Here is a 21,466-nt window from a genome sequence, read left to right as displayed (position 1 = left end):
TCGAGCACCCCTTCTCTCATGGAAAGATGTAACTCGTGTTGCGCTGGATAACTGCCGGAGAATCCCATGGTCCTGCTCTCGTCACCATCCTCGAGGGGATGGTGGCCGGTGTCGAGGTGACCTCCGCCGAGGTCGGCTCGGAGCTGGCCCGACGGCGGCTCGGGTACGGGCGCGGCGCGCGGATGAAGTTCGAGGCCGATGTGGTGACCATGGTCGGCGGCGTGCGCCACGGCCGCACCATGGGCGGCCCGGTCGCCATCGAGGTGGCGAACTCGGAGTGGCCCAAGTGGACCCAGGTCATGTCCGCCGATCCGGTGGACGAGGCCGAGCTGGCGGATATGGCGCGCAACGCGCCGCTGACCCGCCCGCGGCCCGGGCACGCCGACTACTCGGGCATGCTCAAGTACGGCTTCGACGACGCCCGCAATGTGCTCGAGCGCGCCAGCGCCCGCGAGACCGCGGCGCGCGTCGCGGCGGGCACGGTCGCCAAGAACTTCCTGCGTCAGGCCCTCGGTGTCGAGGTGATCTCGCACGTGGTCTCCATCGGCACCGCCGCCAACACCACCGGAGTCGTGCCGAGCGCCGGGGATCTGGCCGCCATCGACGAGTCGCCGGTGCGCGCGTTCGACAAGGACGCCGAGGCCGCCATGATCGCCGAGATCGAGGCCGCCAAGAAGGACGGCGACACCCTCGGCGGTGTGGTCGAGGTCGTGATCGAGGGCCTGCCGGTCGGGCTGGGCTCGTTCACTTCCGGTGAGGCGCGCCTGGATTCGCGACTGGCGGCCGCGCTCATGGGCATTCAGGCCATCAAGGGCGTCGAGGTCGGCGATGGTTTCGAGACCGCGCGCCGCCGCGGCAGCCAGGCCCACGACGAGATGCGGCCGGGCCCCGACGGCGTGCTGCGCTCGACCAACCGCGCCGGCGGGCTCGAGGGCGGCATGACCAATGGCGAGGCGTTGCGCGTGCGGGCGGCCATGAAGCCGATTTCGACGGTGCCGCGGGCACTGGCGACGGTCGACATGTCCTCCGGTGACGAGGCCGTGGCCATCCACCAGCGCTCGGACGTGTGCGCGGTCCCCGCCGCCGGTGTGGTCGCCGAGGCCATGGTGGCCCTGGTCGTGGCACAGGCCGTGCTGGAGAAGTTCGGCGGCGACTCGCTGCCCGAGACCGTCGACAACATCCACGCCTACCTGAAGCGCGTCAACGCTCGCCCGCACATCCCGGGCAATGCCGGGCAGTGACCACTGACGACGGCGCGGTGTCGGGCGAGCAGGAACCGACCGCGGCGGGAGCGGCGGCCGGGCCGACGGCCGCGCCCGGTGACATCGAACCCGATATCGACGAGAACGACCGGCCCGCACCGAATCTGGTGCTGGTCGGCCCGCCCGGCGCGGGCAAGTCGACCATCGGCCGCAAGCTGGCGCGCGAGCTCGGCGTGGACCTCTACGACACCGACGCCGGTATCGAGGAACGCGCCGGGCGCACGATTCCGGAGATCTTCGCCGAAGACGGCGAACCGGAATTCCGCCGCATGGAGGAAGAGGTCGTCCGCGACGCGGTCCTGGCCGGCCACGGCGTGGTCTCCCTCGGCGGCGGCTCCGTGCTGTCCGCCGCCACCCGCGCCCTGCTGCGCGACCGCACCGTCGTCTACCTGGAAATCAGTGTGGGCGAAGGGCTTCGCCGCACGGGTGCCAGCACCAACCGTCCCCTCCTCAACGGCGACGACCCCGCCCGCAAATACCGCGAACTGATGAAGACCCGCCGCCCCCTCTACCGCGAGGTGGCGACCGTCCGCGTCCGCACCGACGGCCGCAGCCCCGGCCGCGTGGTCCGCATGATCCTGGCCAAACTCGGCCTCGAACCCATTGCGCGCCCGGAGGATTCGACCGCCGAACCCACCACCGTCGAACCCGGCATCAGCAGCTCCCGTTCCCGCGCCCGCCGCAAACGCCGCCGCGGCGGCGGCCGCGGCAAGGCCGAGACCCAGCCCGCCACCCTCACGAACACGACTGCCGCCGACCCGAATCCGGCCACTCCCGCCGAGAACCGGGAATCACCCGCACCGGCCGCCGATACCGGCGAGGGTCCCAAACGCGCCCGCCGCAACCGACGCTCGCGCCGCAGAGGCGGCCGGTCGACCGAAACGGGCTCGCCCACATCGGCCGTCGAGATGTCGACGGACCCCGGCCGCGATACGGCTACCACCACGACCGGTCCAGGCGACCGGTCCGCCTCCAGCGGCTCCGACGCCCCGGGCAGTTCATTGTCGGGAGGCGGACGCCGCCGTCGCGCGTCCCGTGCGGCCGGGGCGCCCGCGAACGCCATCGCGGGCAGCACCGGTTTCGAGTCGGGATCGGCTGCCGCACAGCAGGATTCAGGCCGGTCCGCAGCCCCGCAGCCGCGGACCGGCGCGGCCGCGCAATCGGACTCGGCCCGCCCCGCCGGACCGGTCGCGGCCCCCGGCAGCGGCCGTTCCCGTCGTGCTCGGGCCCGCCGCGCCCGAGCACGCGCCCGCGAGCACGAGACCACCCGCACCGCGGATTCCACGCCAACGGCCACTCCCCCTGCGACAGGAGGAGATTCGTGATCGGCACGGCGTCACCAACCATCTTTTCGATCGATCGCGTCCCCGCTCGCCGGGGACTCGCTACTTTTCCGCCGTCGGGCGGGATCATTCACGGAGGAGTCCTATGAGCGAGCCGACTCGCATCGAGGTTCGTACGGCCGACCCGTACCCGGTGATCATCGGGCGCGGGCTGTTGGGGGATCTGGTCGAGCAGGTGACCGGGCGGTCCGGGGTGCGGACCGTTGCGATCTTCTATCAGCCGCCGCTGGCCGAGACCGCCGAGGTGGTGCGGAAGGCGCTGGTGGACAAGGGGATCGACGCGCATCGGGTGGAGATTCCGGATGCGGAGGCCGGTAAGGATCTGCAGGTCGCGGGGTTCTGCTGGGAGGTGCTGGGGCGGATCGGGCTGACGCGCAAGGACGTCATCGTGAGCCTGGGCGGCGGTGCGGCGACCGATCTGGCCGGGTTCGTGGCGGCCACCTGGATGCGCGGCGTGGATATCGTGCACGTGCCGACGACGCTGCTGGCGATGGTGGATGCCGCGGTCGGCGGCAAGACCGGCATCAACACCGAGGCGGGCAAGAACCTGGTCGGCTGCTTCCACGAGCCGGCGGCGGTCATGGTGGACCTGGCCACGCTGGAGACGGTGCCGCGCAACGAGATCGTGGCGGGCATGGCCGAGATCATCAAGGCCGGTTTCATCGCCGACCCGGTGATCCTGGAGCTGGTGGAGCGCGACCCGCAGGCCGCGCTGGACCCGACCGGCGACGTGCTGCCCGAGCTCATCCGCCGCGCCATCCAGGTCAAGGCCGATGTGGTGGCCGCGGATCTGAAGGAATCGGATCTGCGCGAGATCCTCAACTACGGCCACACTCTCGCCCATGCCATCGAGCGCCGTGAGCGCTACCGCTGGCGGCATGGTGCGGCCGTGTCGGTGGGCCTGGTGTTCGCGGCCGAGTTGGGCCGGCTGGCAGGGCGTCTCGACGACGCCACCGCCGAACGCCACCGCGCCATTCTGGAGAGCATCGGCCTGCCCACCACCTACGACGCCGACGCGCTGGGCCAGCTGATGGATTCCATGCAGACCGACAAGAAGACCCGTTCGGGCGTCCTGCGTTTCGTGGTGCTCGACGGTCTGGCCAAGCCGGGCCGCCTCGAGGGCCCGGACCCGAGCCTGCTCGCGGCCGCGTACTCGGCCATCGCCCGTGAGGACGGCCCCACCGGCGGAGCCATCCTGCTCTAGTCAGGCGCCGATGCCGGCGGTGGTGGTGAAGGTCGCCATCATCGCCATGTCCTCGTGTTCGAGGTTGTGGCAGTGCATGACGAACCGCCCCGCGTGGTCGGTGAACCGGACGGCGATCTCGGCCATGCCGGTGGCGGTGAGGTAGAGGGTGTCCTTCCACCCGCCGTCGGCGGCCAGCGGCGCCCGGCCGTTGCGCGAGAGCACCTGGAACTGGTTGAGGTGCAGGTGAATCGGATGGTCGAGATCGGTGGAGACCTGCCAGATCTCGACCTCGCCCAACCGGGGCCGCGCGATCGGTGTGACCGGATCGTAGGCGTGGCCGTTGATCACCCACCCGCGCATGCCGCCCGCATCGCCTTGCCGGAAGGCGAAGCGGCGCGTGGCGACCGCGGTGCGGCGCTCGAGCGTCTCGAATTCGGTCAACCGGTCGGGGACGACCGCGGTGTCGGTCACCTGCTGGGCGACCTCGAATCGCATGACCCGCGTGGTGGTTCCGGCACCGAGGTCGTTGTAGACGGTGACCTGCTCGCCGACCGCGCACCCCGAGAAGTCCGCGACCACGTCGTAGCGTTCGCCGGGTGCGATGGTCAGCTCGGTCAATTCCTGTGGCCGCGCGAGCAATCCGCCGTCGGATCCGATCTGCACGATCGGCAGTGAGCCGCCGCGGCGGTCGAAGCGCAAGCGGTACACCCGGGCATTGGACGCATTGAGCAATCGCAGCCGGTAGCGCGCCGTGTCGACGCGATGCGCGGGCCACGGCACCCCGTTGACCAGCACCACGTCACCGAGCACACCGCGCCCGAACTTCCCGCTCACCCCGGGCGTGTGCGTCGAGGTCGGATCCAGCGCCGGGTACACGAACCCGCCGCGCGCGTCGAATGCCCGGTCGGCGAGCATGATCGGGATGTCGCGCACACCCGAGGGCAGCCCCAGCCGTTGCTCGGCATCGTCGGTCACCAGATGGAATCCGGCCAGTCCGCGCCACACCGACGGCCCGGTGAAATCCATCCGGTGATCGTGGTACCAGAGCGTCGCCGCGGGCTGCCCGCCCGGATAGGTGTAGTCGCGTTCCCCGATCGTGGTGTGCGCCGAGGGATCCGGACGTCCCATCGTGTCGCCCATGGCGTCCATGCCGCCGCCCACCGGATACAGCAGATCCGTCGGATACCCGTCCGATTCCTCGGGCACGTGCCCGCCGTGCAGGTGCACGACCGCGGGCACCGGCAGCTCGTTGCGATGCGTGACCACCGTGCGCCGGGCCCGATTCGACACCACGGTCGGCCCGGGGAAGATCCCGTTGTAACCCCAGATCGGCGTCGAATAGCCCGGCAGCACACTGGCATTCGCGACCCGCTGCACGATCCGGTAGTAGTCGGTGGCGTCGTCGCGCCGCTCGGGCGCGAGCACGGGCGGCACGGCCAATGGCAGGGTGAACGGTTCCGGCAGCCGCGCCGCGCTGGTCAGGTGCAGCCGGTCGGCGGGCGAATCCACCGACAGCTGCCACGCGCCCGCCGCCCCGGCCACGCCGAGCGCGGCCACCGTCCGCAGCATGGCGCGCCGCGACATCCGCGAATTCATCGGCCCGCCTCCACGGTCGGCTCCGCCGCGATCTGCTCGGCGGCCGTCGGCTCGACCGACGCCTCGACGAGATTCCAGCTCCGCACCGTCAGGTTCAGCAGTCCGGCCACTATCACCACCCCGAGCGGAATGTGCACGGCCAGCGCCATGCGGTAGCCGAACATGATCTGCAGTCCCGTGATCACCGCGATCACCGCACCGATGCCGACGAACCGTCCGGGCGTGCCCGCGAACCGCCACGCGGCCGCGAAACACAGTGTCAGCAGCACGACTCCGACGAACAGCACGGCCGCGTTCACCGCGTGGGCGTCGAGCGCGTCGTAGCTGCCCGCCATGAATCGGCCCGCGAACATGGCCTGGGCGAAAACGTCGAGGGTGACCAGGGTGGTAGCCGTGCGCAACACCAGTTGCCAGGTCCGAGTGCTCATCGGCACCTCTCAATAGTTCTAGAATCTGAATAATTCAGAAGTCTGAACTTGTATGCTGGTAGCTGTCAAGCACGAATGGGAGGCACAGTGGCGCAAGCGCATCCGGTCGATACGGAGCTGCGGGACCGATTGGTGACCGTGGTGCCGCTGATCTCCTCGTTCCTGCGGCGCGCCAAACAGGACATGCCCGCGGGGATGCGGCAGGCCTTCGAGGCCGCGGGCCTGGGTCCGCGACACGGCGCGGTGCTGGCGCACGTGTGGTCGTCCGGCCCGATGAGCGTGGGCGAAGTGGCGCGGCAGTTGAACCTGAGCCTGACCAATACCAGCCAGCTCAGCGGCGAACTCACCCGCGCGGGATGGCTACGCCGCGAGAGCGATCCGGCCGATCACCGCCGGACCCTGCTGTCGGTGCCGCCCGAGCGGCACGCCGAATTCGGCGAATTCCTCGACCGCCGTAGCGATGTGCTCCTGCGCGCCATGAATCGACTGACCCCCGACCAGCGGGAGGGCTTCATCGCGGGCCTCAGCGCCTGGGCTCAGGAGATCGAGGAGACGACTCGGACCTGAACGGCCGCAGACGAAAAACCCCGCGCCGCAAGCAGTGCGGCGCGGGGTGAAGATCCGGGGTGTCAGGCGTTGGCGGGGGCGGGGGCCGAAGGGGCGGCGGGGGCGCTCTTCTTGCCCTCACGCCCGACCAGGAAGCGGCCGATGGCCACCCCGAGCATGCCCGGAATGAAGATCAGCAGCACGATCCAGGCCGCGCCCGAGGTGACGTTGAACAGCAGTCCCTGGTGGCCCAGGTCGAACTTGGGGATGAAGTCGAGGATCCAGGCGACCAGCCCGGCCCCGACGCCACCGGCGAGGGCGGCCTTGAGCCAGCGCATGGTCAGATCGCCACCCTGCTCGGGATCGGGATTGGCGCGGCGGTCGGCGCGACCGTCCAGCACGCCCCAGGCGATGACCGCGCCGACCAGCACGATCAGGCACAGGATCCGCATATACGCACCGGCGGTCGGCCAGGTCATCATGCCGAAGCCGAGCAGGGTCTCCAGCACAACGGTCAGCGCCCCCAAGCCCACGGCGCGCAACACCCACGCATTCATGTCGATCACCTTAACCTGCGCGGCCGTTCGGCCGAACCCAAAGAATTGAAACTTGTTCCAGAACCATAGCGGGACCGGGGCCGCAGGACACACCCGGGCCCGACACGCTGCTAGAAATGCGGTGTGAGCATCGAAGCCGTCGCCCTACTGCAGGACCCGATTCGCAAGCGGCTCTACGACTACGTCGCGGCCGCCGATCACGATGTCAGCCGGGACGAGGCGGCCGAGGCGGTCGGGATCAAACGACCGCTGGCCGCCTTCCATCTGGACAAGCTCACCGAGGCCGGACTGCTCGACGCGGTGTTCCGCCGCCCGGAGGGACGCACCGGGCCGGGTTCGGGACGGCCCGCCAAGTTCTATCGGCGCGCCGAGGCCGAGTTCACCGTCAGCCTGCCGGCCCGCGACTATCGCACGGTCGCAACGATTCTCGCCGAGGTGGTCGAGCACGAGGGCTTCGAGGAGGCGATCGAGCAGGCGGCGGCCGCGCACGCACCTCAGCTCGAGGGCCGCGACCTCATCGACGCGCTGCGCGACCAGGGCTACGAGCCGTATCCGGACGGCGAGACCCTGCGGCTGCGCAATTGCCCCTTCCACAAGCTCGCCGTGGACTTTCCGCCGCTGGTCTGCGGCATGAATCTGGCCCTGCTGGCCGGTCCGGCCGCGGCGGCGGGCTGGACCGCGCGGATGGATCCGGCTCCCGGTCGATGCTGCGTTTCCTTTTCTAAAACCAATACCGACTAGTTATAGTCGAGCCATGCACCTCGCACAGCTCAATATCGGGCGCATGGTCGCCCCCGAAGGCGATCCCCGGGTCGCCGAATTCTTCGCCGCCCTCGACGAGATCAACGCCGTCGCCGACTCCTCCCCCGGCTTCGTCTGGCGCATGGTCGACGGCGAATCCAACAACGCCACCTCGCTACGACACGACAGCGACCCCGACATGCTCGTCAACATGAGCGTGTGGGAATCGCGAGAAGCCTTGTTCGACTACGTCTATCGCAGCGGCCACATGGACTATGTGCGCCGCCGCCGGGAATGGTTCATCCCGCTGCGCGAGGTGTTCACGGTGCTGTGGTGGCTGCCGGAAGGCGAACTGCCGACCCTCGACGACGCCATGCGCCGCCTGGCCCATCTGCGCGAGAACGGTCCCACGCCTTACGCTTTCACCTTCCGGCAGTCCTTCGAGCCCGAGGTCCCGGAATCAGTCCTGTAGCGCCGCGGCCATTTCCGCGCGCGGGGCGGGCTTGCCGGTGAACTGCTCGACCTGACCGTAGGCCTGGTTCAGCAGCATGTCGAGACCGCTCACGACGGTATTGCCCGCGCGGGCAACGGCTTCGGCGAGCGGGGTCGGCCAGGGGTTGTAGATGGCGTCCAGCACGACCGGGGCCACCGCCACCGAATCCGCCACGGCCGCGGCGGCCTCGGCGGGCACCGTGCTGACCACGGCGTCCACATCGGAGCAGACGAACAGCAGCCCCTCGGGATCGAAATCGAGCACCTCGGCCGACATGCCCAGCTGCTCGGCCAATTCGAGGGTGTCGGCGGCGCGGCGGCGGTCGCGGGCCACGATGGTGACGGTGTGCGCGCCCAGATCCGCGAGCGCCAGCAGGGCCGGGCGGGCGGTGCCGCCGGCGCCCAGCACGACGGCTCGCGCGATCTCTTTCACGCCCGCGCCTTCCAGCGCGCCGCGCACGCCGTCCACGTCGGTGCAGTCGGCGCGCCAGCCGGTCTCGGTGCGCACCAGGGTGTTCGCCGATCCGACCAGCTCGGCGCGTGCGGTCCGCTCGTCGGCGTAGGCGAGCGCGGCGACCTTGCCCGGCATGGTCACCGACAGCCCGACCCATTCCGGCCCGAGCCCGTCCACCAGCCCGGGCAGCTGCTCGCCGGTGCACTCGATGCGCTCGTAGGTCCAGTCCAGGCCCAGCGCCCGGTAGGCCGCCAGATGCAGTTGCGGTGAGCGCGAATGCGCGATCGGGCTACCCAGCACCGCCGCCCTGCGCTTACCGTCCACTGTCGAGGATTCCACTCTGCCTGGCCTTTTCGATATTGCGCAGGTGCTCCTTGTAGTCGTCGGTGAACAACGTGGTGCCCTGCTTGTCGACGGTGACGAAGTACAGCCACGGTCCCGGCGCGGGATTCTCCATCGCGCGCATGGCATCCAGCGACGGCGCGGAGATCGGGGTCGCGGGCAGTCCGACCATGGCGTAGGTGTTCCACGGGGTCTGACGGCTGCGGTCGGAGTCGGTGGTGGCGACCTCGGTCTGCGCCAGCGTGTAGTTGACCGTCGAGTCGAATTCCAGCTTCTGCTTGGCCGCCAGGCGGTTCACGATGACCCGCGCCACCTTGGACATGTCCTGCGGCAGCGCTTCCCGCTCCACCAGCGACGCCGCGATCAGCGTGTCGTAGGGCGAGAGACCGTTGGCCGACCCGGACTGCAGCAGCCCGCTCGCCTCGTAGCTCTGCGCGCTGAGGGACACCAGCTGCTTGAGGATGTCCAGCGGGCTGGCGGTGGGATCGAAATCCATGGTGCCGCCGGCGATCAGACCCTCGAGCTGGCGCGAGCGGTCCGGCGCCGCCTTCACGCGGTCCAGCGCCCACGCCGGGACGCCCAGGGCGACCGGGTCACCCGCCCCGGCCTGGTCCAGCTGTTCGTAGGTCACGCATTTGGCGGCGGCGCCGGTGCCGACGCAGCTGGCGTCGGCGATCTTGCGGTAGATGCCGTCCTTGCGCGCGTTGGTGCTGGCGTCGTTGGAGTCGTGCAGCTGGCGGCCCTCGGAGATGACCACATTGCCGACCCGGGCATCCTTGCTGAACAGCGCGGTCACCGCCTCGGAGCCCTTGCTGTGGCTCGGGATGGCGTAGTAGCCGGGCTGGATGGAGTTCATGTTCGTATTGCGCACGGCCGCTTCGTAGAACGCTCCGCTGCTCTTGACGACGCCCTTGTCGGCCATCGTCTGCGCGATCTGGGTCGAGGTGTCGCCCGACTTGATCTGGATGACCGCGAGCGGACCCTGCGGACCGGAGAAGTCCTCGGGACCGTTCAGCTTGCCGAGAAACTTCCAGCCCGCGAATCCGACTGCGCCGACGAACAATACGGCGAACACGCCCGCGATGACGAACAGATTGCGCCGACGCCGCTTGCGCTCGGCCGCCTTTCGCGAGGCCATGCGGGAGCGCTTGGGCCGCTGGCCGCGACCGCCGGAGCGGGAACCGCCCCGCGTCGGCTTCTCCGCCGCACGGCGCCCGACTCGCTCGGCACGCTGCGGCGCGCTGCGGCGCGGCGGTTCCGGCGCGAGCGGGGGCTCGTCGTCGTACTCGTCGCCCTCGTAGTGTGCGTCGTCGTAGCCCTCATCCTCGTAGCGGGGGATGACGGTGGTGTCGTCCTCGTAATCGTCCGCTTCGGACCAGTCCAGATCGTCGCGGCGGTAACGCCGTTCGGCGTTCTGCCGGTAGCGTTCCTCGGCCCGCGTCCAGCGGTCGGTCATGCGTCCTCACCACGCGGCTTCAATAGGGCACTCCGTTCGTCCAACCATCCTTGCAGGATCGACACGGCGGCGGCCTGATCGATCACCTGCCGCTGCCCGCGTGCGCGAACTCCACTGTCTCGCAACGCACGTGCAGCAGACACCGTAGTCAAACGTTCGTCGGAAAGTCGCACCGGCACCGGGGCGATCAGGCTCCGCAAACGGCCCGCGAAGGTGGCCGCCAGCTTAGCGGAAGACCCGCTCTCCCCGCGCAATGTGCGCGGCAGGCCGACGATCACCTCGACGACCTCGTATTCCCGCACAAGTTCGGCAATTCTGGATAAATCGGACGCGAGAGTGCCGGGGGCGACCTTCTTCGCACGCGGCACCGTCTCGACCGGGGTGGCGAGCAGGCCGTCGGGATCGCTCGAGGCGACCCCGATGCGGACCGAACCCACATCGATGCCGAGGCGGCGGCCCCGGCCCGGATCCCGTTCGGCGCTGGGCCGTTCGGAAGCGAATTCGCGCCCGGCCGAGACCCCGGAGGCCTCGGTCGGGATTCGGGCGAATCCGGCATCCGTGGTGGACCGGGTCCCGCGTTCGGGACCCGGTGCGTCGGATGTGTCGGAGCCCATTTATCCGGCGAGCTCGCCGACCCGCGCACGCAACGCGGCCAGACCCGCCTCGATGCCCGACGGGTCGGTACCCGCGCCCTGGGCCAGCTCCGGCTTACCGCCGCCGCGACCCGCGATGGACGGACCGAACGAGGCCACCAGATCCCCGGCCTTGATGCCCAGATCCTGCGCGGCCTTGGTGACCGCGGCCACGAAGGGCACCTTGCCGTCGGCATTGCCGAGCAGCACCACGATGGCGGGCTCGGAACCCAAGCGGCCCTTGATGTCCTGGGCCAGCGTGCGCAGATCACCCGCGCCCACGCCCTGCGGCGCCGCGGCCGCCACCAGCAGCACCTTGCCCACACGCTGAGCCTGCTCGGCGAAGGTCCCGGCCGAAGACAGCACGGCCGCCATCTTGGTCTTCTCGAGTTCCTTCTCCGCGACCTTCAGACGCTCGACCAGCTGCTCGACACGACCCGGCACCTCCTCGGAGGGCACCTTCAGCGAGGACGCGACACCGGCCAGCAGGGCGCGCTCCTTGGCCAGGTACTTGTAGGAGTCCAGGCCCACGAAGGCTTCCACGCGGCGGATGCCGGAACCGACCGACGATTCGCCGAGCACGGTGATCGGGCCGATCTGCGCCGAGGACTGCACGTGGGTGCCACCGCAGAGCTCCATGGAGAACGGTCCGCCGATCTCCACGACGCGCACCTCGTCGCCGTAGTTCTCGCCGAACAGCGCCATCGCGCCCATCTTCTTGGCCGAGGGCAGATCGGTGATGAAGGTGTTGACCTGGAAGTCGTCGGCCACCGCGTCGTTGGAGACGGCCTCGATGTCGGCCTTCTGCTGGTCGCTCAGCGCGCCCTGCCAGTTGAAGTCGAAGCGCAGGTAGCCCGGCTTGTTGAGCGAACCGGCCTGAACGGCGTTGGGGCCCAGCACCTGTCGCAGCGCGGCGTGCACCATGTGGGTGCCCGAGTGGCCCTGGGTCGCGCCCTTGCGCCACGCCGGATCGACCTGCGCGAGCACGGTGTCGCCCTCGGTGAGCTGACCGGCCTCGACGGTGGACTTGTGCACCCACACCTTCTTGGCGATCTTCTGCACGTCGTTGACCTTCACCTTGAGGCCGTGCGAGGAGATCAGCGAACCGCGGTCGGCGATCTGGCCACCGGACTCGGCGTAGAGCGGGCTGCGGTCCAGGATCACCTCGACGTCCTGCCCGGCCTCCGCGACCGGCACCCGGACGCCGTCCTTGATCAGCGCCAGCACCGTTGCCTCGGTGGACAGTTCGTCGAAGCCGGTGAACTCGGTCGCGCCGCGGTCCACGAACTCCTTGTAGACGGTGAGGTCGGCGTGCGCGTGCTTGCGCGAGAGCGCGTCCTCCTTGGCCCGCTTGCGCTGCTCGGCCATGAGCGAGCGGAAGCCGTCCTCGTCGACCTGCAGGCCCGCCTCGGCGGCCATCTCCAGGGTCAGGTCGATCGGGAAGCCGTAGGTGTCGTGCAGGGTGAACGCGTCCGAGCCGCTGATCTTGCTGCTGCCCTTGGCCTTCACCTCGTCGACGGTCTCGTCGAACAGCTTGGTGCCGGTGTTGAGGGTCTTGAGGAACGCGGCTTCCTCACCGACCGCGACGGTCTCGATGCGCTTGAAGTCGGTGGCCAGCTCCGGGTAGGAGGGGGCCATCAGCTCGGAGACGACCTTGATGAACTCGCCCATCACCGGCTTCTCCGCGCCCAGCAGGCGAGCCGAGCGCACGATGCGGCGCAGCAGGCGACGCAGCACGTAGCCACGGCCGTCGTTGCCGGGGTTCACGCCGTCGCCGATCAGCATGGCCGCGGTGCGGGCATGGTCGGCGATGACGCGGAAGCGCACATCGTCGGCGTGCTCGACACCGTAGGAGCGGCCGGTCAGCTCCTCGGCCTTGTTGATGATCGGACGCAGCAGGTCGGTCTCGTAGACGTTGTCGACGCCCTGCAGCAGGAACGCGACACGCTCGACGCCCATGCCGGTGTCGATGTTCTTCTTGGGCAGCGGGCCCAGGATCTCGAAGTCGTCCTTGCCGCGACCGGCGCCCCGCTCGTTCTGCATGAACACGAGGTTCCAGATCTCGAGGTAGCGGTCCTCGTCGGCCTCGGGGCCGCCCTCGACGCCGTACTCGGGTCCGCGGTCGAAGTAGATTTCCGAGCACGGGCCGCACGGGCCCGGGATGCCCATGGACCAGTAGTTGTCGGCCATGCCGCGGCGCTGGATGCGGGAGTCCGGCACGCCCAGCTCACGCCAGATCTGCTCGGCCTCGTCGTCGTCGAGATAGACGGTGACCCACAGCTTTTCCGGGTCGAAGCCGTAGCCGCCGTCCTCGACGGAATTGGTGAGCAGCGACCAGGCCAGTTCCATGGCCCCGCGCTTGAAGTAGTCGCCGAAGGAGAAGTTGCCCGCCATCTGGAAGAAGGTGTTGTGGCGGGTGGTGACGCCGACATTCTCGATATCGCCGGTGCGCACGCACTTCTGCACGCTGGTGGCGGTGTTGAACGGCGGGGTCTGCTGACCGAGGAAATACGGCACGAACTGGACCATGCCCGCGTTCACGAACAGCAGGTTGGGGTCGGCCAGGATCAGTGAGGCGCTCGGCACCTCGGTATGTCCGGCCTTTACGAAATGCTCCAGGAAGCGCCGTCGAATCTCGTGGGTCTGCACAACCATCCAGCCTACCGGTCGCGGTCCAGGGCGTTTCCACCCACCACCGGGCGATAGCTACCATCGCCGGGGTGACTGTGATCCCGGACCCATCCCAGCCATTCCCGCTGCCGCACGCGCCTCGGACGGTCTTCCTGAAACCGCATGTGACCTCGCCGAACATCGTGGTCGGCGACTACACCTACTTCGACGATCCGGAAAAGCCGACGGCCTTCGAATCCGAGAACGTGCTCTACGCCTTCGGGCCCGAGAAGCTCATCATCGGCAAATACTGCGCCATCGCCACCGGCACCCGCTTCATCATGGCCGGCGCCAACCACGCCACCTCGGGCGTGTCGACGTTCCCCTTCACCATCTTCGGCGGCACCTGGGCCGAGGAGACGATGGACATCATCACCTCGATCCCGTCCAAGGGCGACACCGTGGTCGGCAACGACGTGTGGTTCGGCTACAACACGCTGATCATGCCGGGCGTGAGGATCGGCGACGGGGCGATCATCGCCACGGGCGCGGTCGTCACCGCCGACGTGCCGCCGTACACGATCGTGGGCGGGAATCCGGCACAGGTGGTGAAGCAGCGCTTCTCCGATGCCGATGTGGCCCGGCTGCTGCGCGCCGCCTGGTGGAACTGGCCGGTCGAACTCATCACTGAGAACGTGCGCGCCATCATGGGCGGCACCCCCGGCGAGATCGAGAAGATCGCCTTCCACAACGGGCTGCTCGCGGACTGAGCAGCGCTGCAGGCGCATTCGCGCTACGCCGAACAACCCGTTCTGGCACGCAATGCAATTCGGCACGTGACGCAAATGCGCAGGCGGCGTTATTTGCCCCGGACGATCCGGCGGAGTTTGGTGACGCGGGGACCGACTTCGCGTTCGTAACCGTGGTCGGTCGGCACGTAGTAGTCGGTGCCGACCAGCTGGTCCGGCGGATATTGCTGGGCCAGCACACCATCGGGATGATCGTGCGGGTACTTGTAGCCCTGCGCGTTGCCCAGCGCCGCCGCGCCCGCGTAGTGGCCGTCGCGCAGATGCGCGGGCACCGCGCCCGCCTTGCCCGCGCGCACATCCGCCATGGCGGCGCCCAGACTCTTCGGCACCGAACCCGATTTCGGCGCGGTGGCAATGTGAATCGTGGCCTGTGTCAACGCCAGCTGCGCCTCGGGCATGCCGACCAGCTGCACCACCTGGGCCGCGGCGACCGCGGTCTGCAAAGCCATCGGGTCGGCCATGCCGACTTCCTCGCTGGCCTGGATCATCAAGCGGCGGGCGATGAATCGCGGATCCTCACCGGCACTGATCATGCGCGCGAGATAGTGGAGCGCGGCGTCGACGTCGGAACCGCGCAGTGACTTGATGAATGCGCTGATCACGTCGTAGTGCTGATCCCCGGCCCGGTCGTAGCGCACCGCGGCCTTGTCGACACTCGCCTCGACCAGCTCCACATCGACGGTGCCGTCCAACGACGATTCCGCCGACGCCTCCAGCGCAGTCAGCGAGCGCCGCGCGTCCCCGCCCGCGATCCGCACGATGTGATCGAGCGCCGCGTCGGTGACCTTGTACTCCCCCGCCAAACCCCGTGGATCCTCGATGGCCCGCTTCAGCACCGCGCGAATGTCGTCCTCGGACAACGATTGCAGCTGCAACACCAGCGATCGCGACAGCAGCGGCGAGACCACCGAGAACGACGGATTCTCGGTCGTCGCCGCGACCAGCAGCACGATCCGGTTCTCGACCGCGGCCAGCAACGCGTCCTGCTGCGTCTTCGAAAACCGGTGCACCTCATCGATGAACAGCACGGTCTGCTCACCCGCGGTGAGTCGCCGCCGCGCCAGATCGATGACCGCCCGGACTTCCTTCACGCCCGCCGACAGTGCCGAGAGCGCCTCGAACCGCCGCCCGGTCGCCCGCGAGAGCAGCGAGGCCAGCGTGGTCTTCCCGGTTCCCGGCGGCCCGTACAGCAGCACCGACGCCGCCCCCGACCCCTCGATCAACCGGCGTAGGGGTGACCCCGGCCCGAGTAGATGCTGCTGCCCGATCACCTCGTCGAGGGTGCGCGGACGCATGCGCACGGCCAGCGGCGCAAACCGGTCATCTCCACTCGGGATGCGCGCAGCACTCGCCTCGAACTCGTCGGCTACGGCCTGCGTGCCCGGCGCATCGAACAGCCCATCACTCACGCCCACGACCCTACCGAGCGGCCCCGACACATTCGGCCACACAGCGGCACGGGCCGGAATCTCACCCTCGGATTCCGGCCCGCACCTCGCGGAGGATCACTCCTCCCAGTGTTCTTCGAGTGTCGCCGAGACGTGTTCGGCGAAGTCGCCGAGGGTGTCGTCGCCGGTGCAGCGGGCGTCCTCGGCGAGGGCGGCCCAGCGGTTGATCAGCGCGGCCGAGCGCGGAATCGACAGGCCGTGCTCGCGGGCCGCGGCGATGCGGGCGTGGTCGGCGGGCAGGAACCAGTAGGTCGAGAGCCACACCCAGATGAGGCGGGCCTCGAGGATGCGTTCGGCGAGAACGTTGTCGTCGGCGAGGGCGGGCCACACGGCCACCACTTCGGAGCGCCAGGCTTCGACCATCTGGCGGGCGCGTTCGCGCGACAGCTCGAAATCGCACAGGCAGCCCGGGAAGGAGACCAGGGCGTAGGCGATGTCGAGGGTGGCGTCGCGGAACCCGCCCCACTCGTAGTCGAGGAAGCGCGCGCCCTCGTCATTGAGGATGACGTTGTCGGGGCACAGGTCCGAGGGGCTGAAGGCGCGGTAGCGGCCGGCCGAGAACAGGCGGTTGCCGCGCACGATGCGTTCGGCGATCTCGCCGGGCACCTCGATGCCCATCTCCCGCTGCAGCATGATCGGCACCTCGGCGACCGCGGATTCGGCCTGCTGGGCGATGCCGTCCACCCGGTGCACCACGTCCACCCGGCGTAGCAGGGCGACGAAGTCGGCCTCGCGGCCCACGGTCGCGGCGTGCATGCGGCCCAGTGCCTGCGCGAAAGCCATGAGCGCATTGCGCCCGGCGGGTTCGGCGCCCGACTGCAGGACCGCGGTGAGCGAGGTGTTCTCGCCGAGGTCGCTGAGAATGAGCAGGCGCTCGGGCAGGCTGTAGCCGAGCAGGTAGGCGCCGGGCCGATGGTCACGGCCGAGGGCGGTGGTGAATTGGTAGGACACTGCCTCGCGCAGGAATGCGGAATCGATGCTGGCGACACCGGGGGCCATGCCACCGGTGCGTCGCTGATCAGACCCGCCCGCAACCTGCTTCACAATGAGTGTGCGCGGTAGTGAAAATGCGTTCTCCGCAACACGGACGCGGAGAACCGTCGTCCTACCACTGCCGCTGAGTTCCATCGGATCGCTCAGCTTTACCGGAGCACCCATTCGCTTTGTGAGCAACTGTTGTGCCGCGGACACGACTTCGGCGGCGCGTTCGGCCAATAGTGCGGTCATCGGAACCCAAGTTACTCCCGTCAGGTCACTTTCAGCGAGCGGTTACGCAACCTTTCGCGCGTCGGACGGCGTGTCTTTGTGAAGGGTTTGCCCACGCGGCGCTGGTTGCTTGACACAACCAGAAGGGTCTAGTTGTCTCATGGTCACTTGCTGTGCGCCACACCGTAAACCGGGAAATGTGAAAGGCTTGCGACCATGACTGGCACGCCGCCCTCAGCACCGTATGGCCCCTCCGGCGACCGTCCCGGCGCAGGGGGCGGTGAACAGTATCCGCCGCACACCGGCCAGCATCAAAACCCCGAGCCCGCACCGTATTCCGGCGCATCCGAGTCCGGCCCGCCGCCCAGCCGGCACCAGTTGCCCGGTCTGGCCGGATATCCGCAATTCGAAGGGCCCGGCGCCGCACAGTATGGCAGCGAACCCGTCGAGCCCCCGCCACCACTGACCCCGCAGTCGGGCGCGCCGCTGCCACCTCCTGGCTACGGCGGCAACCTGCCGCCCCAGCAGCAGCCGCCCGGGTCGATGCCGCCGGGCAATCCGCCTCCGCCCAGCGGTTTCCCGCCGGGACAGATGCCGCCGCCCTCGGGTCCGCCGCCCGGTCAACCCGGCCCGACACAGCAGTACGTCCCGCCGCGCGAACGCCTCGATGTCGGCGCCACGCTGACCTACGGCTGGGATCGCTTCCGGCTCAATCCCATTCCCTGGGTCGGCATGGTGCTGATCGGCCTGATCGCCTGGCTGGTGGTCGTACTGCTGGTGAGACTCGTTGACGTGCAGTCACTGTCGGCGGTCATCCTGCTGTTCGCGGTGGTGTCGCTGGTGGTGTGGCTGCTGCAGGCGGCGATGATCCGCGGCGCGCTCTACGAAACCGACGGCACCCCGCCGGATTTCCCGGCCTTCTTCGGATTCGTGAATGCCGGCAATGTGCTCATCACCGCGCTCATCGTGTTCGCGGCCTGCTTCGTGGCCGCGATGGCGTGCGTCTTCCCGGCGGTGATCGTGGGCGTGCTGTGCATGTTCGCGCTGCACTTCGTGATCGATCAGGACCAGAATCCGGTCGCCGCAATCGTTTCCAGCGCCCGGCTGGTGATCGCCAACGCCCTGCACGTGACGCTGCTGGCGCTGGCGGTGCTCATCATCACCACGATCGGCGTGCTGTTCTGCGGACTCGGTCTGCTGATCGCCGGTCCGGTGACCGCCATCGCGACCACCTACGCCTACCGCACCCTGACCGGCCGACTGGTCGTTCCGGTCTGATACCACGACGAACGGCTGCGCCCCCGGTCTCCACGAGACCGGGGGCGCGGCGCTTTTCGGGCGTATCCCCTACTTGCCGTCTTCCTTGACCGGGTTGCCGTTCGCGTCGAGCTTGGCGTTGAGCCCGGCTTCCTGACGCTGCTGCAGCGTGATCGGGGTCGGCGCGTCGGTCAGCGGGTCGACGCCGCCGCCCGACTTCGGGAAGGCGATGACCTCGCGGATCGAGTCCACGCCGGCCAGCAGCGCGGTGATGCGGTCCCAGCCGAAGGCGATGCCGCCCATGGGCGGGGCGCCGAAGGAGAAGGCGTCGAGCAGGAAGCCGAACTTGTCCTGGGCCTCCTCCTCGCCGATGCCCATCACCTTGAACACCCGCTCCTGCACGTCGCGGCGGTGGATACGGATCGAACCGCCGCCGATCTCGTTGCCGTTGCAGACGATGTCGTAGGCGTAGGCCAGCGCCGCGCCCGGGTCGGTGTCGAAGGTGGCCAGGTGCTCGGGCTTGGGCGAGGTGAACGCGTGGTGCACCGCGGTCCAGGCCGAATGACCCAGCGCCACATCACCGCTGGCGGTGGCGTCGGCGGCGGGCTCGAACATCGGGGCGTCCACGATCCAGACGAAGGCCCAGGCGTTCTCGTCGATGAGGCCGCAGCGGCGGGCGATCTCACCGCGGGCCGCGCCCAGCAGCGCGCGGCTGGACTTCTGCTCGCCGGCGGCGAAGAAGACGCAGTCGCCCGGGTTCGCGCCGACCTGCTTGGCCAGGCCCTCGCGCTCGGCGTCGGTCAGGTTCTTGGCGACCGGGCCGCCGAGGGTGCCGTCCTCACCGAAGGTGATATAGGCCAGGCCCTTCGCGCCGCGCTGCTTGGCCCACTCCTGCCAGGCGTCGAACTGGCGACGCGGCTGCGAGGCCCCGCCCGGCATGACGACCGCACCGACGTAGGGGGCCTGGAAGACACGGAACTCCGTGTCCTTGAAGTACTCCATCATCTCGGTGATCTCGACCTCGAACCGCAGGTCCGGCTTGTCGGAACCGTAGCGGCGCATCGACTCCGCGTAGGTCATGTGCGGGATCGGGGTCGGGATCTCGTAGCCGACCAGCTTCCACAGCGCGGCCAGGATGTCCTCGGCCAGCAGGATGACGTCTTCCTGCTCGACGAAGCTCATCTCGATGTCGAGCTGGGTGAACTCGGGCTGGCGGTCGGCGCGGAAGTCCTCGTCGCGGTAGCAGCGCGCGATCTGGTAGTAGCGCTCGATGCCGCCGACCATGAGCAGCTGCTTGAACAGCTGCGGCGACTGCGGCAGCGCGTAGAACTTGCCCGGCTGCAGACGCGCCGGAACCAGGAAGTCGCGCGCGCCCTCGGGGGTGGAGCGGGTCATGGTCGGGGTCTCGACCTCGACGAAGGCATGCTTGGCGAGCACGTCGCGGGCCGCGGCGTTCACCTTGGAGCGCAGGCGGATCGCGTGGGCCGGGCCCTCGCGGCGCAGGTCCAGGTAGCGGTACTTGAGGCGGGCTTCCTCGCCGGGCTCGTCGTCGAGCTGGAAGGGCAGCGGCGCGGCCTCGTTGAGCACCTCGAGTTCGGTCACATTGACCTCGATGGCGCCCGTGGGCAGATTCGGGTTCTCGCTGCCGGCCGGTCGGTTCTCGACCACTCCGGTGACCTTCACGACGAACTCGTTGCGCAGCTTGTGGGCGGCCTCCGCCGGCTCGCCTTCACGGAAGACGGCCTGGGCAACACCCGACGCATCGCGCAGATCGATGAAGATCACGCCACCGTGGTCTCGCCGCCGGGCCACCCATCCGGTGAGGGTGACGGTCTGACCGGCGTGCTCGCTTCGCAGCGAACCAGCCAAGTGGGTGCGCAGCACGGGATTCCTTTCGACGGACTCGTAGCACCAGTGAGATGTGACCGGGTGCAGACCCATCGTAGAGAGACACGTTCAGCGAGTGGAAACCGATATCGACTCGCCCGTGTCACAGTGATAGCCATGACCTTCAACGAGGGCCTGCAAATCGACCCCAACCGGGCCAGTGGCGGTGGTGGCGGACCGGGCATGGGCGGTGGAATGGTTCTCGGCGGCGGTGCGATCGGCATCATCGCGGTGATCGCGGCGCTGATCTTCGGCGGAGATCCGGGCAGCATCCTCGGCCAGTTCACGGGCGCGGACTCCAACTCCGGTTCGAACGCCACGACGCTGCCGACCCACTGCAAGACCGGCGCGGACGCCAACAAGTACGTCGACTGCCGGGTCATCCTCACCGCCCAGAGCCTCGACGCCATCTGGGGCACCGAGCTGCCCAAGCAGACCAGCCGCAAATACGTGGTCCCCAAGCTCAACCTGTTCTCCGGCGCGGTGAACACCGGCTGCGGTCGCGCCTCCTCCGCGGTCGGCCCGTTCTACTGCCCCGCCGACCAGACCGTCTACATCGACACCAGCTTCTTCCAGGAGCTGGTCGACCGCTTCGGCTCCAGCGGCGGTCCCCTCGCCCAGGAGTACGTGGTCGCCCACGAGTTCGGTCACCACATCCAGAACCTGCTCGGCGATATCAACCGCGCCCAGCGCGACCCCAAGGGTCCCCAATCCGGGGCGGTCCGCACCGAACTCCAGGCCGACTGCTACGCGGGTGTCTGGGCCTACTACGCCGACAAGCTCCCCGCCCCCGGCTCGAGCACCCCGTTCCTGAAGCCGTTGACCGACAACGACGTCCGCGACGCCCTGTCCGCCGCCTCCGCGGTCGGCGACGACCGCATCCAGAAGGCGGCCACCGGCCGCGTGAACCCCGAAGCCTGGACCCACGGCTCCTCGGACGAACGCCAGAAGTGGTTCCTCACCGGCTACAAAACCGGCCAGGTCAAGTCCTGCGACACCTTCTCCGCCGCCGACCTGTCCAACCCGCCCGCCCTGCGCTGACGCGTGATCGAAAGAGAAAAGACAAAAGACGCATAGATCACAGAGAGGGGCTGGCTGGCCCAGCCACGTGCCCTACAGTCCCAGCCCCCTCGAGGCGAGAAAAGCCACGACCTCCCGCCGTACTGCCCGACTCACGCCCGGCACGCACCTTCAGTCGTCGAGTGGCACATTCT

Annotated in this window: 18 protein-coding genes and 1 pseudogene; 9 read left to right on the top strand and 10 right to left on the bottom strand. The window is 69.0% G+C overall.

The annotated features are described in order from the left end of the window. Positions 1–35 precede the first annotated feature (35 nt). From aroC to aroB, 3 genes and pseudogenes are all read left to right on the top strand, one after another. The gene (gene aroC / locus GPX89_RS11450) at positions 36–1,241 is read left to right on the top strand and encodes a chorismate synthase (protein ID WP_328601724.1); all 1,206 of its coding nucleotides are present in this window, start codon (positions 36–38) and stop codon (positions 1,239–1,241) included. A gap of 95 nt (positions 1,242–1,336) precedes the next feature. Next, a pseudogene (locus GPX89_RS44500) lies at positions 1,337–1,852 on the top strand (shikimate kinase); the annotation flags it as partial. A gap of 838 nt (positions 1,853–2,690) precedes the next feature. After that, on the top strand, positions 2,691–3,809 hold the full coding sequence (aroB, locus tag GPX89_RS11440) for a 3-dehydroquinate synthase (RefSeq protein WP_157387476.1): 1,119 nt from the start codon (positions 2,691–2,693) through the stop codon (positions 3,807–3,809). On the opposite strand, the gene GPX89_RS11435 is transcribed toward aroB, so the two are convergent. Both GPX89_RS11435 and GPX89_RS11430 read right to left on the bottom strand, forming a co-directional pair. Beyond that, entirely contained in the window at positions 3,810–5,387 is a 1,578-nt protein-coding gene (locus tag GPX89_RS11435; RefSeq protein ID WP_235947081.1) for a multicopper oxidase family protein, read from the bottom strand. Continuing rightward, the gene (locus GPX89_RS11430; protein WP_157387475.1) at positions 5,384–5,815 is read right to left on the bottom strand and encodes a hypothetical protein; all 432 of its coding nucleotides are present in this window, start codon (positions 5,813–5,815) and stop codon (positions 5,384–5,386) included. Before GPX89_RS11430 ends, GPX89_RS11435 begins: the two co-directional genes overlap by 4 nt. An 87-nt stretch (positions 5,816–5,902) precedes the next feature. Here GPX89_RS11430 and GPX89_RS44495 point away from each other — a divergent pair, with 87 nt between their 5' ends. Further along, positions 5,903–6,382, top strand: a complete 480-nt coding sequence (locus GPX89_RS44495; protein ID WP_157387474.1) for a MarR family winged helix-turn-helix transcriptional regulator — start codon at positions 5,903–5,905, stop codon at positions 6,380–6,382. A gap of 62 nt (positions 6,383–6,444) precedes the next feature. Here GPX89_RS44495 and GPX89_RS11420 read toward each other — a convergent pair whose 3' ends face one another. Continuing rightward, complete coding sequence (locus GPX89_RS11420; protein WP_157387473.1) at positions 6,445–6,918, bottom strand: B-4DMT family transporter; 474 nt, start codon at positions 6,916–6,918, stop codon at positions 6,445–6,447. Between the two features lie 123 nt (positions 6,919–7,041). Here GPX89_RS11420 and GPX89_RS11415 point away from each other — a divergent pair, with 123 nt between their 5' ends. Continuing rightward, positions 7,042–7,659 (top strand): helix-turn-helix transcriptional regulator, encoded by a 618-nt coding sequence (locus tag GPX89_RS11415; protein ID WP_235947079.1) that lies wholly within the window; start codon positions 7,042–7,044, stop codon positions 7,657–7,659. A gap of 13 nt (positions 7,660–7,672) precedes the next feature. Beyond that, positions 7,673–8,131: a DUF3291 domain-containing protein gene (locus GPX89_RS11410; protein ID WP_157387472.1), complete on the top strand. Its 459-nt coding sequence runs from the start codon at positions 7,673–7,675 to the stop codon at positions 8,129–8,131. Here GPX89_RS11410 and GPX89_RS11405 read toward each other — a convergent pair. Genes GPX89_RS11405 through alaS form a run of 4 tightly spaced genes read right to left on the bottom strand, consistent with a single transcriptional unit; the run spans position 8,120 to position 13,684 of the window. Beyond that, positions 8,120–8,944 (bottom strand): shikimate dehydrogenase, encoded by an 825-nt coding sequence (locus tag GPX89_RS11405; RefSeq protein ID WP_328601723.1) that lies wholly within the window; start codon positions 8,942–8,944, stop codon positions 8,120–8,122. The two genes, GPX89_RS11410 and GPX89_RS11405, sit on opposite strands and share 12 nt — an antisense overlap. Continuing rightward, entirely contained in the window at positions 8,919–10,403 is a 1,485-nt protein-coding gene (locus GPX89_RS44490; RefSeq protein WP_157387470.1) for an endolytic transglycosylase MltG, read from the bottom strand. Before GPX89_RS44490 ends, GPX89_RS11405 begins: the two co-directional genes overlap by 26 nt. Continuing rightward, positions 10,400–11,017: a Holliday junction resolvase RuvX gene (gene ruvX, locus GPX89_RS11395; protein ID WP_157387469.1), complete on the bottom strand. Its 618-nt coding sequence runs from the start codon at positions 11,015–11,017 to the stop codon at positions 10,400–10,402. The genes GPX89_RS44490 and ruvX overlap by 4 nt, the downstream gene beginning before the upstream one ends. Then, positions 11,018–13,684 (bottom strand): alanine--tRNA ligase, encoded by a 2,667-nt coding sequence (gene alaS / locus GPX89_RS11390; protein WP_328601722.1) that lies wholly within the window; start codon positions 13,682–13,684, stop codon positions 11,018–11,020. Between the two features lie 71 nt (positions 13,685–13,755). On the opposite strand from alaS, the gene GPX89_RS11385 reads away from it, so the two are divergent. Then, entirely contained in the window at positions 13,756–14,415 is a 660-nt protein-coding gene (locus GPX89_RS11385; protein WP_328601721.1) for a CatB-related O-acetyltransferase, read from the top strand. Positions 14,416–14,504: 89 nt separating this feature from the next. Here GPX89_RS11385 and GPX89_RS11380 read toward each other — a convergent pair whose 3' ends face one another. Next, positions 14,505–15,863: a replication-associated recombination protein A gene (locus GPX89_RS11380; RefSeq protein WP_407939375.1), complete on the bottom strand. Its 1,359-nt coding sequence runs from the start codon at positions 15,861–15,863 to the stop codon at positions 14,505–14,507. 96 nt (positions 15,864–15,959) lie between these two features. Continuing rightward, positions 15,960–17,129, bottom strand: coding sequence for a phosphotransferase family protein (locus tag GPX89_RS11375; protein WP_157387467.1), 1,170 nt, complete (start codon positions 17,127–17,129; stop codon positions 15,960–15,962). Positions 17,130–17,324: 195 nt separating this feature from the next. Between GPX89_RS11375 and GPX89_RS11370 the strand changes: the two genes are divergently transcribed. After that, a complete protein-coding gene (locus GPX89_RS11370) occupies positions 17,325–18,386 on the top strand; it encodes a DUF2189 domain-containing protein (protein WP_157387466.1) in 1,062 nt (353 codons plus the stop codon). Positions 18,387–18,455: 69 nt separating this feature from the next. Here the strand turns inward: GPX89_RS11370 and aspS are convergent, their stop codons facing one another. After that, positions 18,456–20,249, bottom strand: a complete 1,794-nt coding sequence (aspS, locus tag GPX89_RS11365) for an aspartate--tRNA ligase (RefSeq protein WP_328601720.1) — start codon at positions 20,247–20,249, stop codon at positions 18,456–18,458. 120 nt (positions 20,250–20,369) lie between these two features. Between aspS and ypfJ the strand changes: the two genes are divergently transcribed. Beyond that, positions 20,370–21,293: a KPN_02809 family neutral zinc metallopeptidase gene (ypfJ, locus tag GPX89_RS11360; RefSeq protein WP_157387464.1), complete on the top strand. Its 924-nt coding sequence runs from the start codon at positions 20,370–20,372 to the stop codon at positions 21,291–21,293. Positions 21,294–21,466 lie beyond the last annotated feature (173 nt).

The sequence above is a fragment of the Nocardia terrae genome (assembly GCF_009760405.1).
GTDB lineage: Bacteria > Actinomycetota > Actinomycetes > Mycobacteriales > Mycobacteriaceae > Nocardia > Nocardia terrae.
This window is presented reverse-complemented; position numbering and strand designations above follow the sequence as displayed.

Excerpts from the sequence above, each read along its gene's own strand:
- ypfJ (WP_157387464.1), top strand. The coding sequence starts at position 20,370 with ATGACCTTCAACGAGGGCCTGCAAATCGACCCCAACCGGGCCAGTGGC.
- GPX89_RS11370 (WP_157387466.1), top strand. The coding sequence starts at position 17,325 with ATGACTGGCACGCCGCCCTCAGCACCGTATGGCCCCTCCGGCGACCGT.
- GPX89_RS11430 (WP_157387475.1), bottom strand. The coding sequence starts at position 5,815 with ATGAGCACTCGGACCTGGCAACTGGTGTTGCGCACGGCTACCACCCTG.
- GPX89_RS11420 (WP_157387473.1), bottom strand. The coding sequence starts at position 6,918 with ATGAATGCGTGGGTGTTGCGCGCCGTGGGCTTGGGGGCGCTGACCGTT.
- ruvX (WP_157387469.1), bottom strand. The coding sequence starts at position 11,017 with ATGGGCTCCGACACATCCGACGCACCGGGTCCCGAACGCGGGACCCGG.
- GPX89_RS11375 (WP_157387467.1), bottom strand. The coding sequence starts at position 17,129 with ATGACCGCACTATTGGCCGAACGCGCCGCCGAAGTCGTGTCCGCGGCA.
- GPX89_RS44490 (WP_157387470.1), bottom strand. The coding sequence starts at position 10,403 with ATGACCGACCGCTGGACGCGGGCCGAGGAACGCTACCGGCAGAACGCC.
- GPX89_RS11410 (WP_157387472.1), top strand. The coding sequence starts at position 7,673 with ATGCACCTCGCACAGCTCAATATCGGGCGCATGGTCGCCCCCGAAGGC.
- aroB (WP_157387476.1), top strand. The coding sequence starts at position 2,691 with ATGAGCGAGCCGACTCGCATCGAGGTTCGTACGGCCGACCCGTACCCG.
- GPX89_RS11435 (WP_235947081.1), bottom strand. The coding sequence starts at position 5,387 with ATGAATTCGCGGATGTCGCGGCGCGCCATGCTGCGGACGGTGGCCGCG.